This is a genomic window from Streptomyces sp. NPDC056486, assembly GCF_042795295.1.
Taxonomy (GTDB): Bacteria; Actinomycetota; Actinomycetes; order Streptomycetales; family Streptomycetaceae; genus Streptomyces.
Map to the genome: position 1 here is coordinate 1 of NZ_JBHTSF010000048.1, position 15066 is coordinate 15066.

Sequence of the window (15066 nt, forward strand, 5' to 3'; positions counted from 1 at the left end):
CCGCCCTCCCCGACTTCGCACCACACCCAGAAGGTAGAGGAATGAGCAATCTGTCTAGGCAGCCCGGGAAGGGCTTGCCCAGAGCCCTTGTGTGCTACCGCGCTTCAGCCACGCTGCTGGCCCTGACGACCCTGGTGCAGGTGGGTCTCGGAGCCGGATACATAGGCGGCGACTACGATTCGATGGACCTGCACGACATCAACGCCCGGGTGCTGATCTCCCTGGCGCTGCTGACGCTGGGCACCGGGATCTGGCTGCGGCGCAGAGGCGGTCCGGTCAGAGCGGCGGCGGTGTCCGCCGTGCTGCTGGTCGCCCTGGTGGTCCAGATGGTGCTCGGCATCGAGCGCGTGGTGGCCGTGCACATCACCCTCGGCGTGATCATCTTTGCGGCCGTCACGGTGCTGCTGATGAGGGCCTGGGCCGTGTCCGTGCCCCCGAAGCGCCCCACGTCGGCACGGCCCGTGGACTCCGACCGGCCCGCCGAGCCCGTCTCATGAGGCGACGACAGTTCATCGGTGGAGCCACGGCGGGCGTTGCCGGACTTGCCGCCGTCTCCGTGCCGTTGCTCGGCAGCGCCCTGCGCAGGTCCGGCGGGGAGAGCCCGGGCAAGATGCTGGCCTCCAGGGCGAAGCTGCCGAAGCCGTACGAAGTTCCGCTGCCGGTGCCCAAAACACTCGCCCCGACGAGCGGAGCCGGAGCCACCGACGTCTATGAGGTCACGCAGCAGGTGGCCGATCTGGAGATCCTCCCGGGGCTGCGCACACGGGCGTGGACCTACGGAGGGACCTTCCCCGGTCCCACCATCGTCTCCCGCGCAGGGCGGCGCACTCAGGTCAGGCACCAGAACACCCTGCCGCAGCCCACGGTGACCCACCTGCACGGCGGTCACACACCCGCTGCCGGTGACGGGTACCCGACGGACGTGATTCTGCCGGCCGACGGCAGCATCACGGCCGAGCGCGCCATGGCGGCGATGATGGAGGGCATGCCCGGCCACTCCGGCCACGGCGCCCGATCCGGCGTCAGCGGACCCGCCGATGGCGAACGCACCCACACTTACCCGATGGACCAGCGAGCGGCCACTCTCTGGTACCACGACCACCGGATGAGCTGGACCGGTCTGGGCGTGTGGCGGGGCCTCGCCGGGTTCCACCTCGTTCACGACGACGTGGAGGAGCAGCTTCCGCTGCCCAAGGGGGAACGTGACATCCCGCTGATGATCACGGACCGGGCGTTCGAGGAGGACGGCGCCTTCCGCTACCCACTCGTCGACTCCGGTCTTGCGCGCCCCGGGGTCACCGACGCGTACATGGACGGGGTACTCGGTGATGTGGTGCTGGTCAACGGGGCACCCTGGCCGGTGCACCGCACACCGCGTGTCCGTCACCGCCTGCGCCTGCTGAACGCTTCCAATGCCCGGCCGTACAAGCTGCAGTTCGATCCGCAGCCCTCTGGGGGCGATGCGTTCGTCCAGGTCGGCAGCGACGGCGGACTGCTCGAGAGACCTGTCCGGCATGATGCCGTGCACATGGGGCCCGGCGAGCGCTTCGACGTGGTGGTCGACTTCTCCCGCTGGGCGCCCGGCACGAGGGTGCGTCTGGTGAACACCCTGGCCGAGGGCGGAGCCCATGACGTGATGGCATTCGAGATCACGGGCGGCCCGGCCCAGGAGGACGCGAAGGTGCCGGACCGGCTGTCACGGATCGAGCGGCTGGATCCCGGCAAAGCCGTGGTGACACGAGACTTCCGCTTCCGCCAGGGCCGGGAGGGCTGGACCATCAACGGGGACACCTACAGCCCCGGCCGTGTCATGGCCCGCCCGAAACTGGGGCAGTTGGAGCTCTGGCGGTTCACCACCAGTCTCCACCACCCGGTGCACGTCCACCTGAACCACTTCCAGGTCGTCGCCCGCAACGGCCGCGACCCGGGCCCCTATGACGCGGGCTGGAAGGACACCGTGGATCTGCCGCCGACCCAGTCCGTCGAAGTGGCCGTACGGTTCACGGACTACGACGGCACCTACATGCTCCACTGCCACAACCTGGAGCACGAGGACATGGCGATGATGGCCGACTTCGTGACCGAGTGACGCAGGCACCGCTGACCGGCGCTCGACGCAACACCCGCGCTTTATCAGGGCTTTTGCAGGACGGACAACAATCGACGTCATGCGATTCCTCATGAGGAGCCTGGCGCGCGCATGCTTGGATGCCCTTATCGCCTACGGCCAGATATACATGTATGTCCCGGACCAGCGAATCGATGAGCCCGGTCCTGGGCATCCCGAACGCTTGTGTGCGGATGGGCCGCTGACGGAAACGGAGCGTGCGCTCAGTCGCCAACTGGAAGGCAGAGGGGGCCGGATCCGCAATGTCCGAAAACAGCGGTGAATTCCTACGCCTTTATGTCCTGCTGACGGGCCCTGTCCGGCTCGGAATCCGCCCCGCGTGTCTCCCGTCGATCGCCGAACGTCGCCACGGCCGTGATGACGAGCAGGATGAACGCGATCAGCGCGGTGGAGGTGCGCATACGGTTGAACAGATCCCAACGGTGCAGGATCTGCGCGTAGTCGGACGGCGCCGAGGTCACCGCCCACTCCTTGATCCGTGCGTTGATCGGCACGTTGCCGAAGCGGGTGATCAGGAACGATGCAAGCGTCAGCAGAGTCGCCCCGCCGGCGAGCAGTCTCTCGCGCCCGCGTGTCTGGACGGCCAGTGCGAGCGAGCTGAGCGCTGCGGCCGCCATCGCGGTCTGCATGACCGGGGAGTTCATCTTCATCAGTTCCGCGTGGAAAGACAGACGCATCTGCAGCGGCACCTCCCAGAAGGTCGGTCCGAGGTTGACCGCTCCGTAACCGAATGCACCGGTGAGGAGCCCCGTGGCGGTCAGAGCCACCCCCTTGGTTACCCGAACGAGCATGCTTTCTCCCTGAGTTGAGCCGGCCTGAGTCCATCTTCTCTACCGCTGTCACGAGCAGGGTATTCGAGAAATTCCGTCCCCGAGGCTTCCCCGAGCGAAGTCCGTCCGGCAAGCCCGTACACCGCACTCTTGGAGAAATCGCATGTCACTCGCAGCACGGGCAGGTGTGGATCCCGCGGCGAACGTTTCCCGCCATCCGGTGATTGCTCTGCTGGTCATCGCGGCCGCCGAACTGATGGTGGTGCTCGACGCCACCATCGTGAACATCGCGCTGCCCAGCATCCAGAGCGGGCTGAAGATCTCGGGAGGCAGTCTTGCCTGGGTGGTCAACGCCTATGCCGTGGCCTTCGGCGGTCTGATGCTCCTCGGCGGTCGGGCGGGCGATCTGTTCGGCCGCCGCCGGGTCTTCCGCGTCGGGATCGTCGTCTTCGTCGCGGCCTCGGTCCTCGGGGGTGTCGCCCCCGGCTCCGGCCTGCTGATCGCCGCCAGGGTGCTGCAGGGAGTGGGCGCCGCGATCGCCGCCCCCACGGCACTCGCACTGATCGCGACCAACTTCGCCGAGGGCAAGGACCGAAACCGGGCCATGGGCACGTACGCCGCTATGGCGGGCGTCGGTTCGACGCTGGGGCTCATCGCGGGAGGACTGCTCACCGAGTACCTCAGCTGGCGATGGGTGCTGCTGGTGAACATACCGATCGGCCTCTGTGTTCTCGCCGGCACCGCCGTGCTCGGCGAGGCCGACCGCTCCCACGGCAAGCTCGACCTCTCGGGTGCCGCCGCGGGTACTGCGGGCCTGCTCTCCCTCGCGTACGGGGTCACCCGCGGGGGGCAAGACGGCTGGTCCGACGGCCTGACCCTCGCCTGCTTTGCCGCCGCCGCGGCGCTGCTCGGCCTCTTCCTGCTGCGCCAGGCCCGCGGCGAGCACCCGATGCTGCCGCTGCACGTGCTCAAGGAGCGCAACCGCGCCGGCACCTACACGGTGCTGCTCCTGGTGGGCGTCGGCATGTTCTCCACGTTCTACTTCCTGACGCTCTACATGCAGCACGTCCTCGGATACAGCGCGGTCCGCACCGGCCTGGCCTATCTGCCGTTCAGCGCCGGTATCGGACTGATGGCCGGGATCGGCTCCAAGCTGGTGGTGAAGCTGGCGCCCAGACTGCTGATCACCCCTGGCCTGGCCGCGGCCGCCGGCGGAATGTTCTGGATGAGCACCCTGTCCCCGCACTCCTCGTACGTCGGCGTACTGATGCCCGCCATGTTCCTCACCGCCGCTGGGCTTGGCTGTGCCTTCGTTCCGTTGACCCTCGGCGCCGTCAAAGGCGTCGACGACAAGGACTCGGGCAGCGCGTCGGGACTGTTCAATGCCGCTCAGCAGACCGGCGGGGCGCTCGGCCTGGCGAGCCTTGCGACGTTGGCGGGAGCGTCCTCCGACAACCGACTGCCGCACGCGGACGACGCGTACTTCGTCGGCCTGCGCACGCACGACGCCGAGCTCGTCACCCACGCGCAGGACGCCCTGACCCATGGGTACACGAGCGCCTTCGTCGCCTCGGCACTGGTGTTCCTGGCCGCGGCGCTGATCGCGGCCGTGTTCGCAGGGAGTCAGGACCCACGCCGCGAGGCGCCACTCAGCCGAGTAACGTCACCAGCGTGACCGTGGTCCCGCTCTCGCAGACCGTGACGTCGAAATGGTCCGTGAGGACCTGGGCCAGCCACAGGCCTCGGCCGTCCTCGGCGTCGTCGCCCTCGGGGAGGGTGGCCGACTCGCACGGCTTCGGCCGGATCATTCCCGGACCGCTGTCCGTGATGACGCAACGCAACCCATTGCCCATGTAAGTGAGTTGGACACGCCCCTTGCCGCCGCCGTGCACGACGGCATTGCTCGCGACCTCGTGCACGGCGAGCACGAAGTCGCTGAGGCGGGGGTCGCAGAGGCCCGCGTCCTCGGCACGGCGGGTGACCAGGAAACGTAGCCGTGCCAAGTCGGCCATCGTGAAGGGGAGATCGAGAAGCGTCCTGCCCGGTGCGGGGGCGAGGGTTTCGCTGAGGTGTTTCTTCCGGTGGAGGGCCGGGTCGCCGCCGTTGTCGTCGTTGCCGATGCCGCGGTTGAGAACCACTGCGCGGATCACCTTTCGCCCAGGACGAGTTGAGGCACTTCGGCGGCTCCACAGAGCCGTATCACTTTGTCCTGCACGGGTTGGCAGCGGATCGAGAGGAGGTGTCCGCAGGGGATCCTGCTCGCGAGCCGCACCAGCGTCGACGCGCTGTGTATGTCCATGAAGCACAGCTCGGACAGGTCGAGCACGCGGGGGCGGTCGGGGCCGGCCAAGGCGTGCGTGAGCGCCGAGTCGAACTCTTCGCGTGTCGTGAGGTCGACGTCTCCGGCGATCCGCAGCTCGGAGCCGGCCCGGGTGATGTCCAGAGCGCCGAGGCGCCCGAGGGCCCGCTTGGGATGCGCGTGGTGGATCCGGCCAAGGAGGCCGTCGTCGAACTTCCGCCGGTCGTACTCGCAGACCGCGGTGAACCCGATCTTGGTGAAGAGCGGCGAGAGTTCGGTCTCGTACGCGAGAAGGAGTTCCTGGTCGACGCCCGGTTCGGCGGCCCAGCCCATGTCACCGACCACCCGGATGCCCGAGAAACCGTCGTGACGGGCCTTGTCGGTCAACTCCACCCATAGGTCGGCGCGTTCGGTCGGGTCGAAACCGGTGGCCGGGTCGTAGCCGGGCACTTCGTTGACCACGACAAGGCGTCCGTCCTTGAGCGCGGGGCCCAGCGGGAAGCCGCTGACGCGCAGCTGCTCGGCCGCCAGGGCCGGAGTGGTCGCCCGGTCGGTGAAGAACAGCACTTGTTCGCCGCGCGAGAGGCCGATGTCGGCGTACGCGGCACGGACTTCCCAACGGGATTCGTCGTCGTCGAATCCGAGGCAGGCGTGATCCCCGGAGTTCATACGGGTGACGGAGACCGTCCTGGTCACAGAACTGGCATCCATGGGGCAGACCCTAGGGGCCGCGCGAGGCGCGGCGGTCTCCGTGATCACTGTTGACTGAAGTCGTTCCAATCGCTCGACAACTCGATAATTCGTTGCGGGGTGCGATCGCCGGAGGCGATGATCCGCGCATGGTTCCGACACCTCCTGACGGCCGCGCCGGAATCGACGCGGCCCTGGTGAAGCGACTCGTCGCCGCACAGTTCCCGCAGTGGCGCGACCTGCCCGTGACGCCGGTTGACGTCGACGGCTGGGACAACAGGACGTACCGACTCGGGGACGCTCTGACGGCCCGGCTGCCCACCGCCGCCGGTTATGTCCCCGCGGTCGCCAAGGAGAACGAGTGGCTGCCCCGGCTCGCGCCGTCCCTGCCGTTCGCCGTCCCGCCGATCCTGGGCCAGGGCGCCCCGGGCGACGGCTACCCCTTCCCGTGGTCGGTCCGCGGCTGGCTGGACGGAGAGACGGCGGCCCCTGAACGCGTCGGCGACATGGGACAGTTCGCGCTCTCCGTGGCCGAGTTCATCCTCGCCCTCCAGCGCTGCGACGCCACCGGGGGCCCGCTCGCCGGCGAGCACAGCTGGTACCGAGGGGCGTCTTTGGCGTACTACGACGAGGAGACCCGGCGGTGCCTTGCCGCCCTTGAGGGGCGCGTCGACACGGGCGGGGCCGCGGCGGTCTGGGAAGCCGCCCTGGCCGCACAGTGGCACGGGGCGCCCGTGTGGTTCCACGGCGACATCGCCTCCGGCAACCTGCTGGTCGCCGACGGCAAGCTGACCGCCGTCATCGACTTCGGCACCTCGGGCGTCGGCGACCCGGCCTGCGATCTGGTGATCGCGTGGGGGATGTTCTCGGGCGGGAGCCGGGAGGTGTTCCGGCGCGCGGTCGGCCAGGACGAGGGCACCTGGGCGCGGGCCCGCGGCTGGCTGCTGTGGAAGTGCCTGCTGACCCTGACCGAGCACATCGACACCGATCCGGAGCGGGCGGCCTTCGACCAGCGCCTGATCGCCGACGTCCTGGCCGACCACGAGCTCTTCGGCTGACGACATATTCGGGGGAGGGGGAGCGGTCGACGCGCCTACGTGGGCACGACCGTCGTCTCCGTCGCCTTCACGCTGGTCCACACCGGCGACCCGTCGGTGAGGCCGAGTTCGGCGGCCGCCTGCGGGGTGATCTCGGCCACCAGGTCGGGGGCCTGGGGCGAGGTGATCAGGAGGCGGAGACGGCTGCCGCTGGTGGTGATCTCACGGATGGTGCCCGGCCAGACGTTGCGGGGGCTGCCGGTGGGCTTGTCGCGGTGTACGGAGACTGCCTCCGGGGCGATGATCGCCAGGGCCTCGGTGCCCGGCGGAAGCGGGTCGGCGATCACCAGAGTCCCTCCGCCGGGAAGGGCCAGGCCCTCGGGGGTCGCGGTGCCGGGCCAGGCGTTGCGGCCCAGCATCCTGGCCACCCACGGAGAGCGCGGATGCCGTGTCACCTCGGCGGGCGCCTCGTCCTGGAGAGCGAGCCCCTGGTCGAGTACGAGAACCCGGTCGGCGAGCGACACCGCCTCGACGGGGTCGTGCGTGACGATCAGGCAGACACCGCCGAAGGTGTCGAGATGCGTACGCAGGGTGTGGCGCACATGGGCCCGGGTCGTCTGGTCGAGCGCGGCGAGCGGTTCGTCCAGGAGGAGCAGCCGGGGGCGGGCCGCCAAGGCCCTTGCCAGCGCCACCCGTTGGGCCTGACCGCCGGAGACCTGGGCAGGCCTGCGATGCGCGAGGTGGCCGACGCCGAGCCGGTCGAGCCACTCCTGCGCGCGGCGCCGGGCCTCGGCGCGCGGGACACCAAGGGCGCGCGGTCCGTACGCCGTGTTGGCGAGGGCGTTCATGTGCGGGAACAGGGCGCCGTCCTGCGGGACCCAGGCGACGTGGCGGCGGTGCGGCGGCAGTCCGGTGACGTCGGTGTCGCCGAGACGGAGCTCGGCGTGGGCGCGCGGGGTGAGGCCCAGGAGCGCGCGCAGCAGCGTGGTCTTGCCCGCGCCGTTGGGTCCTACGACGGCGATGGTGGTGCCCGGTGCGGCGTCCAGGGTGAGCTGGTTGAAGCCGGTGACCTCGGCGTGCAGGGGCCAGCGCTCCTGGGACGGCGGCGCGGGGTCGGCCGTGGCGGATTCGGGGACCACCTGCGCGGCGGACCCGGAGAGTACGGGCGCGGCCGAGTCGTCAGGCAGCGGATCGGACCGCCCACTGCGCCCGCTGCGCCCGCCTCGCCGGTTCCCCGGAGTGCTCATCCAGCGCCCGCGCAGCGCGACGAGTACCGCCATGGCGATGGCGAGCAGCAGCAGCGACACGGACGTCGCGGCCTCGGGGGAGTCCTGGAGCAGCAGGTACACCTGCAGGGGCAGGGTTTGGGTGGTGCCGGGGAGATTACCGGCGAAGGTGATGGTCGCGCCGAACTCACCCAGGGCCCGCGCCCAGGTCAGGGCCGCTCCGGCGATGAGCCCGGGAGCGACCATGGGCAGCGTGACGGTACAGAACACCCGTACCGGCGAGGCGCCGAGGGACGCCGCGGTCTCCTCGTAACGGGGGCGGAGTCCGCCGAGCGCGCCTTCCAGGCTGATGACGAGGAACGGCATCGCGACGAAGGTCGCCGCGATCACCGCGCCGGACGTGTGGAACGGCAGCGTGATCCCGAACGTGTCCTCCAGCCACGGACCGAGCAGCCCGCGCCGCCCGAAGGCGAGCAGCAGGGCGACGCCGCCCACGGTGGGCGGAAGGACCATCGGCAGCAGGACGAGGGAACGTACGACCGCCTTGCCGGGAAAGTCGACACGCGCAAGCAGCCAGGCAAGGGGCACCCCGAGCAGCAGAGAGAGCCCAAGCGCCCAGAAGGAGACGACGAGGGACAGCTGCAGCGCCTGCGTGGTTCCTTCGCTGGTCAGATGGGCGCCGAGCTCACCCCACTCGGTACGGACGAGGATCCCGAGCAGCGGCAGCATCAGGAACGCGATGGCGAGCAGCGCGGGGATCGCCAGGGCGATCGGGGTGCGGGGGCCAGGGGTGCGGCCGCGCAGGCGTTTCATCGTGGTCCCTGGGGTGAGCTCGGGGCGGGGTCGCGAGGTGAGGGGGCGTCAGGGGCTTTGCGGGGGACGGCCCGGCTGCCCCGACCGGGGAGGCGGTCGGCCCCCTCACCTCGGCTCGGTGTGGCCACATCCTTCCAGGAGGAGGCCCACTCTCCCGGACTCCCACTCTCCCGAACTCCCGGACTCCCGGACTTCCGGACGGACGTGACACGGCTGTCGCGAAGCGACCGCTGACCGCTACGGCTTCTCGAAGCCCGCGCCCTGCAGGATCTTCTGCGCGGCAGGTGTGGACAGCCACTTCACGAACGCCGCCGCGGCCTCCGCGTGCTTCGACGTCTTCAGCGTGGCCGCGGGGTACTCGGCGATCGCGTTCTCGCTGTCGGGGATCTTGATCGCGTCGACCTTCCCGGTGGCGGTGGCGGCGTCGGTCTTGTAGACGAGCCCGGCGTCCGCCTCGCCCAGTTCGACCTTGCTCAGGACCGCGCGGACGTTGGGCTCCTGCGAGACCGGCTTCACGTCGATCTTCTGGTCGTCCAGGATCTGCTTGCTGTAGCGGCCGACCGGCACCTCGGACGCGGCGAGGACGACCTTCAGCTTGCTGTCGGAGAGGTCCTTCAGCTCGGCGACCTTCTTCGGGTTGCCCTCGCCGACCGCGATGACCAGGCGGTTCTTGGCGATGACGGACGGCGTACCGGCGTCGGACTTCAGGCCGTCCATGGTCTTGGTGTCCGCGGTGACCAGGGCGTCGGCCGGTGCACCCTGCTTGACCTGGGCGGCCAGTTCCTGCGAACCGGCGAAGGAGAAGTTGACCTTCGTCCCAGGGTTCTCCTTCTCGTACGCGGCACCGGCCGTCTTGAAGACGTCGGTGAGCGAGGAGGCGGCGAGCACCGTCAGGTCGGCCTTCGGGGCGGCGCCGCCCGAGGCCTTCTTGCCGCTGTCGCTGCCGCCGTCCTTCTGGTCGTTGTCGTTTCCGCAGGCGGCGAGCGGGACGAGCAGAGCGGCCGTGAGCACGGCGGCGGCAGTGCGGCGCCGGGCGGGGGTGAGAGCGAGGGACATGAGTATGGAACTCCTTGGGGGGCGAGGCCGGCGGCGCGGTCCGGCCCGTGGTTGCGGACCCTGGGGTGCGGACCAGGGGTCAGGTGCGGTCCATGTACACGCTGGTGGACTTCACGCGGGCGGCGGTGACTCCGTGCCCCTGCGCGACCTCGCGGTGGGCCGTGACCCGTCCGGCGTCCGCCCGGCGACGAGCGGTATCGGGGCTGACGCCGAGCAGATGCGCTGCCCGTCCGATCGTGTAGGACTGCATGCGCGACACGATAAGCCGCCTCACCTGGCATCTACAACACGTATAGGCGATTGTCCATGGCAGATGCCACCCCCCTTGGAGGAAGCGTCAAGAGGTGCCGGCACCTCCGGGGGAGACGGTCTTCTTCACGCGTGGCACCTGCTTCAACGTGATGCCGAAGTGGGTGGCGTACGCGTCGAGCACGTCGGCGTCCGTGGCCAGCTCGACGGTGTGGCGCTCACCGGCCGTCGTCGTGGTCAGGGTGCGGCCGCTGAGGGTGACCCGGCCGGTCCCGGTGAGCAGCGAGCAGACCAGTGACTGCGTGAAGTGGGACCGGGGCGAGGTGCGGTGCCACCAGGCGCCGGACGTGAAGTCGCCCAGGACGCGCGGGCGTTGGTCGACCACGTACTGCGCCTTGCCGTCCCTGCTGACGTCCAGATCGCCTTCGGGGGTCTCGGTGATACGGAAGGTGCCGCCGGGGTCCGACTGGTCGCCGCGCTCGCCGAAGACCAGCGGGAAGTGGCTGTGGGTGCCGAAGCCGACGTCCGCGAGCCGGTCGCCGCCGTCACAGGTGCGTACACGCAACGCCAGGTGGTCGTACGGGATCCCGGGGCGCCCGGAGGCGTCGTACACGCGTGCCTGCAGCAGGGTCACCTCGAAGCCGAGGGCGGTCAGCAGCGCGGCGAAGGCGCCGTTGAGTTCGTAGCAGAAGCCGCCGCGGCGGGCGCCGACGACCTTCGCGACCAGGGAGTCATCGGTGAGTTCGATGTCCTCGTCGAGGTGGATGGAGAGGTTCTCGAAGGGGACGGCGCGCAGGTGGGCGAGGTGTAGATCGCGCAAGGCCCGCGTGGTGGGAGCGGCGGGGCGCTCGGCGCCGATGCGGCGCAGGTAGGCATCCGTCTGATCAGAATCCATGGGCAGATTCTTGCGCGTCGCGCATCGTGGGTCCGCCTGCCTGCCTGCCCGCCCGCGCCACTGGCTTAGGTTAGGCTAAGCTAAGTTGATATTGTCGTGTGCTGGACCAGGAAGGCGGGGAACGATGCGGGTCCTCTTCGTGTGCGGATGAGTGTCACCACAGGGATCACAGGGATCACAGGGATCACAGGGATCACAGGGGTCACAGGGGTCGCGGGGGCCGCCGGGATCACAGGGGTGCTCGCGGCTGACGCGATGCCCCGTCGTCTCACGGGCGCCGCGCCCTGCATCGAGCGCGTCGCCACCCGCGTCGCCGACGCCTCCGATACCCCTGACGCCCCCGATACCCCCGGCGCCTCCGAAGCCTCTGAAGCTGAACGGGCCGTCATCCTGGAGGAGTTCTGGGCGGATGCCGCGCACCGCGGCACCCCCCTCATCGAGGCCATCGACGGCGACCCCGACCACTGTGTAGCGACGTTCCTGTGGCGCGGCCACCGCGCCACCCGGCAGGTCCTGCTGCTCGCCGAGGGCATCGTGGACCGTACCGACCTCGCCGCGTCCCGGCTGAGCCCGCTGCCCGGCACGGACATCTGGCACCTCAGCTACCGGCTGCGCGCCGACCATCGCGCCTCGTACCGCATGGCCGCCGACATCTCGCCCGGCGAACCACCCGCCTCCGCCGCGCTCCTCCAGCAGCGCCTGCTCTCCCTGTCCGTGTACGCGGCGCCCGATCCGCTCAACTCCCGGCGGATGGCGGGCCGTTGGCCGGACCGTGACGCCTCCGTCTTCGAGCTCCCGCAGGCGCCCGCGCGGCAGTGGACAGAGCGGGCTGCCGCCGGGGTGCCCTGGGGAAGGGTCGAGCGGCACCGGCTGCCCGCGGGGGTGCTCGGCGCCGAGCGGGACGTGTGGGCGTATCTCCCGCCGGGCTACAAGGCGGCCGAACTGCCGGTGCTCGTGCTGTGCGACGGCGACATGTGGTTCGGGCGGCTCGCCTTCCAGGACACGCTGGACGCCCTCATCGCCGACGGCGCCCTGCCGCCGCTCGCCGTCCTGGCCCCGGACGCCGTCGACAGGGACACGCGCCGCCGGGAACTGGACGCGCACGAAAGCCATGTGAGTTTCCTCGCCGACGAGCTGCTGCCGTGGGCGGCGGGCCGCTGGCCCCTCACCACCGACCCCGCGCGCACGCTCGTCGCGGGCCAGGGCCTCGGCGGACTGACCTCCCTGTACGCGGGTTTCCTGCGGCCGGAGCGGTTCGGCAACGTCCTGGCCCAGTCCGCGCCCGTCTCCCGCCTCAGCGGCGGTCCGTCCCGGCCCGTCGCCGTGCGCCTCGACGTCGGACTGCGTGAGGGAGAAATTCTTGATCACCATCGGGATCTGTACGAGGTCCTGCGCTCGCGCGGCTGCCCGGTGACCCTGGGTGAGTACAACGGCGGTCATGACTGGGCCTGTTGGCGCTGCTGTCTGGCAGAAGGGCTTGTGGAACTTCTGGGACACTGACCCGCCGGGCCTGGCACACTGGTTCGCTCGCCCCGTGTCGCTGTTGGGCCGAACGGGTGAGATCGCGTAAGAATGAGCCAGTGCAGATATCGAGTGCGAGCCAGGACGGGGTGGATCGTTGAACAGCCACGACGTCACAGATGAACAGTGGGAAGGGCTCGCCCAGGTCGTACCGCTGCGCAGCCGCAACGAATGGCCGTCCTGGCCCGGACACCGTGCGCTGCCCGATGCGGAGACCGAGGCGCGGCGGCGTTTTGTGGTGATGCGGGTGAACATATTCGCGGACGCCCGCGAGGTCGCCGAGACCGTGATGGCGCAGATTCCGGTCCTGCTCGACCTGACCGGGGCGGAGACGGACGTCGCCAAGCGCGTCCTGGACTTCAGCAGCGGCGTGGTGATGGGCCTCGGCTGCGGGATGCATCGCGTCGACAAGAACGTCTTCCTGCTCGCGCCGCCCGGCACCGAGGTGCAGGGACTCGTCGCGGCGGCACAGTCGTAGGGGCGGTGCGGTCATAGGGGCGGTGCGGGCTCCGGGCAGGGCCTGGCGCAGTCGTCAGGCATGGGCCGGGCGTACAGCCGCTCGTGGGCGGAGCCGGAGATTCTCCGCAGGTAACCCCTCATTCGTAGGGCCGGGAATCCCTCATTCGTAGGAAGGTCATTCGGGCGGAACGGTTCACCTGATCCGTCGACACCTACCGTCCGGTCATGACTGTGCACCCCCCGGAGGCGGTCGCCGAGCCGCCGTCGGGTCCTGACCGGAGCCGCGTCACCGAACTGCGGCTCTCGGCTTTCGCCTCGCACCGGGGCGCCGTGTTCCCGCTCGGTCCGCTGACGCTCGTCACGGGACCGAGCGGGAGCGGCAAGTCCACCGCGCTCGCCGCGTACGAAGCGCTGGCGCGGCTCGGCGCGGGCGAGGAACTCGTCGACGTCTTCGCCGATCCCGTGGCCTGCGTGCCCGATCGTGCACGGGGTGACGGGCAGCAGCGGCGCGGTTTCCGTATCGGCTGCACGGTCGACGGCCCTGTGGGGGCGGTGCGGCTCGACGTCGCCGTACAGGCCGAGCCGGAACTGCGCGTCGTGGGCGAGCGGCTGGCCCGGGGCGGTCTCACCCTGCTCGAAACGGCGCTGCGCGATCCGGGGCGGCGCGCGGTGCAGGCGGCCTGGCACACGGCGGGGCTGACGCCGGTGACGCGCGGTCCTCTGCCGGACGACCGGCTCGGCACGGCGCTGCTCCCGCTGCGCGTCGCGGGCAAGACCGAGGGGCAGCGCCTGGTGCTCGCGGCGGCCGAGCAGGTGGTGGTCGCCCTGCGCTCGGTGTTCCCGTGCGCTCCCCGGCCCGGACTCATGCGGCTGCCCGTGCCTCCTGGACTGACCGGCGCGGGACGCCTGTTGAGCGGCTGCGACAACCTCGCCGAGGTCCTTCTCCGTACGAAGGAGGAGTGCGGCAACCGTCATGCGCGGCTGGTGGCCGCGGCGCGGGCAGGCTGTGCGGGGCCGGTCGCCGACGTGTTCGCGGAGGTGGCCGACGACGGGTCGGTCCATGCGCTGATCGACCGGGGCGGCGGCATCAGGTCACCTGTCGGACGGCTCGGGGACGGCGAGTTGAGGTATCTGGCGCTGGCTCTGGTGCTGCTCACCGGACCCGGAGTCCTTGAGGTGGACCCGGTGGCCGAGGTGCCGGCGGCGTACCAGAACCTCACCGTGCTCGCCGACGGCCTCGACCACTTCCTGGACCTGCGGCAGAAGCGCGCCATCGCCGAACTGGCGGCGCGTACCTGCGAGCGGGGACACATCCGTCTCGTCGGGACGGTGAGTGACGCGTCGTGGGCCGCCGAGGTGGGCGGGGCCGCAGTGGTAAACCTGGAGCCGTGACTGAACTTGATGTAGCGGGACTGCAGCGCAGGCTGGCCGACTTCGCGGCGAAGCGGGACTGGGAGCAGTACCACACGCCCAAGAACCTGGCCGCCGCGCTCAGCGTGGAGGCTTCCGAACTGGTCGAGATCTTCCAGTGGTTGACACCCGACGAATCGGCGCGGGTGATGGACGACCCGGACTCGGCGCACCGGGTGGCGGACGAGGTCGCCGATGTACTCGCCTATCTGCTGCAGTTCTGCGAGGTCCTCGGCGTCGACGCGCTGGCGGCGCTCGCCGCGAAGATCGACCGGAACGAGCAGCGCTTCCCGGCGTGAGTTGCCTGACCCGCAGTTCATGGGCACCCGCAGTTCATGGGCGCCCCCAGTTCATGGGCACCCGCAGTTCATGGGCGCCCCCAGTTCATGGGCACCCGCAGTTCATGGGCGCCCCCAGTTCATGGGCACCCGCAGTTCGTTGGCCCGATTTCCATAGATCCGTCACTCTCCGGAGTGGACAGATTGTCCACAGTCGATAACTTGTCCACAGATT

The 15066-nt window shown here is 70.1% G+C and carries 15 protein-coding genes and 1 pseudogene; 9 read left to right on the forward strand and 7 right to left on the reverse strand.

Annotation, left to right across the window (positions count from 1 at the left end; translation table 11 throughout):
- Window positions 1–41 precede the first annotated feature (41 nt).
- From ACFQ7F_RS20470 to ACFQ7F_RS20480, 3 genes are all read left to right on the forward strand, one after another.
- Window positions 42–497 carry a hypothetical protein gene (locus ACFQ7F_RS20470; protein ID WP_383272312.1) on the forward strand — a complete coding sequence of 152 codons (456 nt, stop codon included), beginning with the start codon at window positions 42–44 and terminating at the stop codon, window positions 495–497.
- Window positions 494–2089, forward strand: a complete 1596-nt coding sequence (locus ACFQ7F_RS20475; protein WP_383272314.1) for a multicopper oxidase family protein — start codon at window positions 494–496, stop codon at window positions 2087–2089. Before ACFQ7F_RS20470 ends, ACFQ7F_RS20475 begins: the two co-directional genes overlap by 4 nt.
- Before the next feature lie 91 nt (window positions 2090–2180).
- Entirely contained in the window at window positions 2181–2390 is a 210-nt protein-coding gene (locus tag ACFQ7F_RS20480; protein ID WP_383272399.1) for a DUF6059 family protein, read from the forward strand.
- A 4-nt stretch (window positions 2391–2394) separates the two neighbouring features.
- Here the strand turns inward: ACFQ7F_RS20480 and ACFQ7F_RS20485 are convergent, their stop codons facing one another.
- Complete coding sequence (locus ACFQ7F_RS20485; RefSeq protein WP_383272316.1) at window positions 2395–2919, reverse strand: anthrone oxygenase family protein; 525 nt, start codon at window positions 2917–2919, stop codon at window positions 2395–2397.
- 142 nt (window positions 2920–3061) lie between these two features.
- Between ACFQ7F_RS20485 and ACFQ7F_RS20490 the strand changes: the two genes are divergently transcribed.
- Complete coding sequence (locus tag ACFQ7F_RS20490; RefSeq protein ID WP_383272318.1) at window positions 3062–4573, forward strand: MFS transporter; 1512 nt, start codon at window positions 3062–3064, stop codon at window positions 4571–4573.
- Here the strand turns inward: ACFQ7F_RS20490 and ACFQ7F_RS20495 are convergent.
- Window positions 4548–5036 (reverse strand): ATP-binding protein, encoded by a 489-nt coding sequence (locus ACFQ7F_RS20495; protein WP_383272320.1) that lies wholly within the window; start codon window positions 5034–5036, stop codon window positions 4548–4550. The genes ACFQ7F_RS20490 and ACFQ7F_RS20495 overlap by 26 nt on opposite strands.
- Window positions 5037–5044: 8 nt before the next feature.
- The gene (locus tag ACFQ7F_RS20500; protein ID WP_383272322.1) at window positions 5045–5908 is read right to left on the reverse strand and encodes an MEDS domain-containing protein; all 864 of its coding nucleotides are present in this window, start codon (window positions 5906–5908) and stop codon (window positions 5045–5047) included.
- Window positions 5909–6036: 128 nt separating this feature from the next.
- Between ACFQ7F_RS20500 and ACFQ7F_RS20505 the strand changes: the two genes are divergently transcribed.
- Window positions 6037–6945 carry an aminoglycoside phosphotransferase family protein gene (locus tag ACFQ7F_RS20505; RefSeq protein ID WP_383272324.1) on the forward strand — a complete coding sequence of 303 codons (909 nt, stop codon included), beginning with the start codon at window positions 6037–6039 and terminating at the stop codon, window positions 6943–6945.
- A 35-nt stretch (window positions 6946–6980) separates the two neighbouring features.
- On the opposite strand, the gene ACFQ7F_RS20510 is transcribed toward ACFQ7F_RS20505, so the two are convergent.
- From ACFQ7F_RS20510 to ACFQ7F_RS20525, 4 genes and pseudogenes are all read right to left on the reverse strand, one after another.
- Window positions 6981–8963 carry an ABC transporter permease gene (locus tag ACFQ7F_RS20510; RefSeq protein WP_383272326.1) on the reverse strand — a complete coding sequence of 661 codons (1983 nt, stop codon included), beginning with the start codon at window positions 8961–8963 and terminating at the stop codon, window positions 6981–6983.
- Between the two features lie 237 nt (window positions 8964–9200).
- Window positions 9201–10019: a molybdate ABC transporter substrate-binding protein gene (gene modA / locus ACFQ7F_RS20515; RefSeq protein ID WP_383272328.1), complete on the reverse strand. Its 819-nt coding sequence runs from the start codon at window positions 10017–10019 to the stop codon at window positions 9201–9203.
- A gap of 148 nt (window positions 10020–10167) precedes the next feature.
- Window positions 10168–10269, reverse strand: a pseudogene (locus tag ACFQ7F_RS20520) (MerR family transcriptional regulator); the annotation flags it as partial.
- Between the two features lie 87 nt (window positions 10270–10356).
- On the reverse strand, window positions 10357–11163 hold the full coding sequence (locus ACFQ7F_RS20525; protein ID WP_383272330.1) for an arylamine N-acetyltransferase: 807 nt from the start codon (window positions 11161–11163) through the stop codon (window positions 10357–10359).
- Between the two features lie 255 nt (window positions 11164–11418).
- On the opposite strand from ACFQ7F_RS20525, the gene ACFQ7F_RS20530 reads away from it, so the two are divergent.
- The 4 genes from ACFQ7F_RS20530 (at window position 11419) to ACFQ7F_RS20545 (ending at window position 14852) form a co-directional block, all read left to right on the forward strand.
- The gene (locus tag ACFQ7F_RS20530; RefSeq protein ID WP_383272332.1) at window positions 11419–12663 is read left to right on the forward strand and encodes an enterochelin esterase domain-containing protein; all 1245 of its coding nucleotides are present in this window, start codon (window positions 11419–11421) and stop codon (window positions 12661–12663) included.
- A gap of 118 nt (window positions 12664–12781) precedes the next feature.
- Window positions 12782–13162: a cell division protein SepF gene (locus ACFQ7F_RS20535; RefSeq protein WP_383272334.1), complete on the forward strand. Its 381-nt coding sequence runs from the start codon at window positions 12782–12784 to the stop codon at window positions 13160–13162.
- Between the two features lie 206 nt (window positions 13163–13368).
- The gene (locus tag ACFQ7F_RS20540; RefSeq protein WP_383272335.1) at window positions 13369–14535 is read left to right on the forward strand and encodes an ATP-binding protein; all 1167 of its coding nucleotides are present in this window, start codon (window positions 13369–13371) and stop codon (window positions 14533–14535) included.
- Complete coding sequence (locus ACFQ7F_RS20545; RefSeq protein ID WP_383272337.1) at window positions 14532–14852, forward strand: nucleotide pyrophosphohydrolase; 321 nt, start codon at window positions 14532–14534, stop codon at window positions 14850–14852. Before ACFQ7F_RS20540 ends, ACFQ7F_RS20545 begins: the two co-directional genes overlap by 4 nt.
- Window positions 14853–15066: the final 214 nt, after the last annotated feature.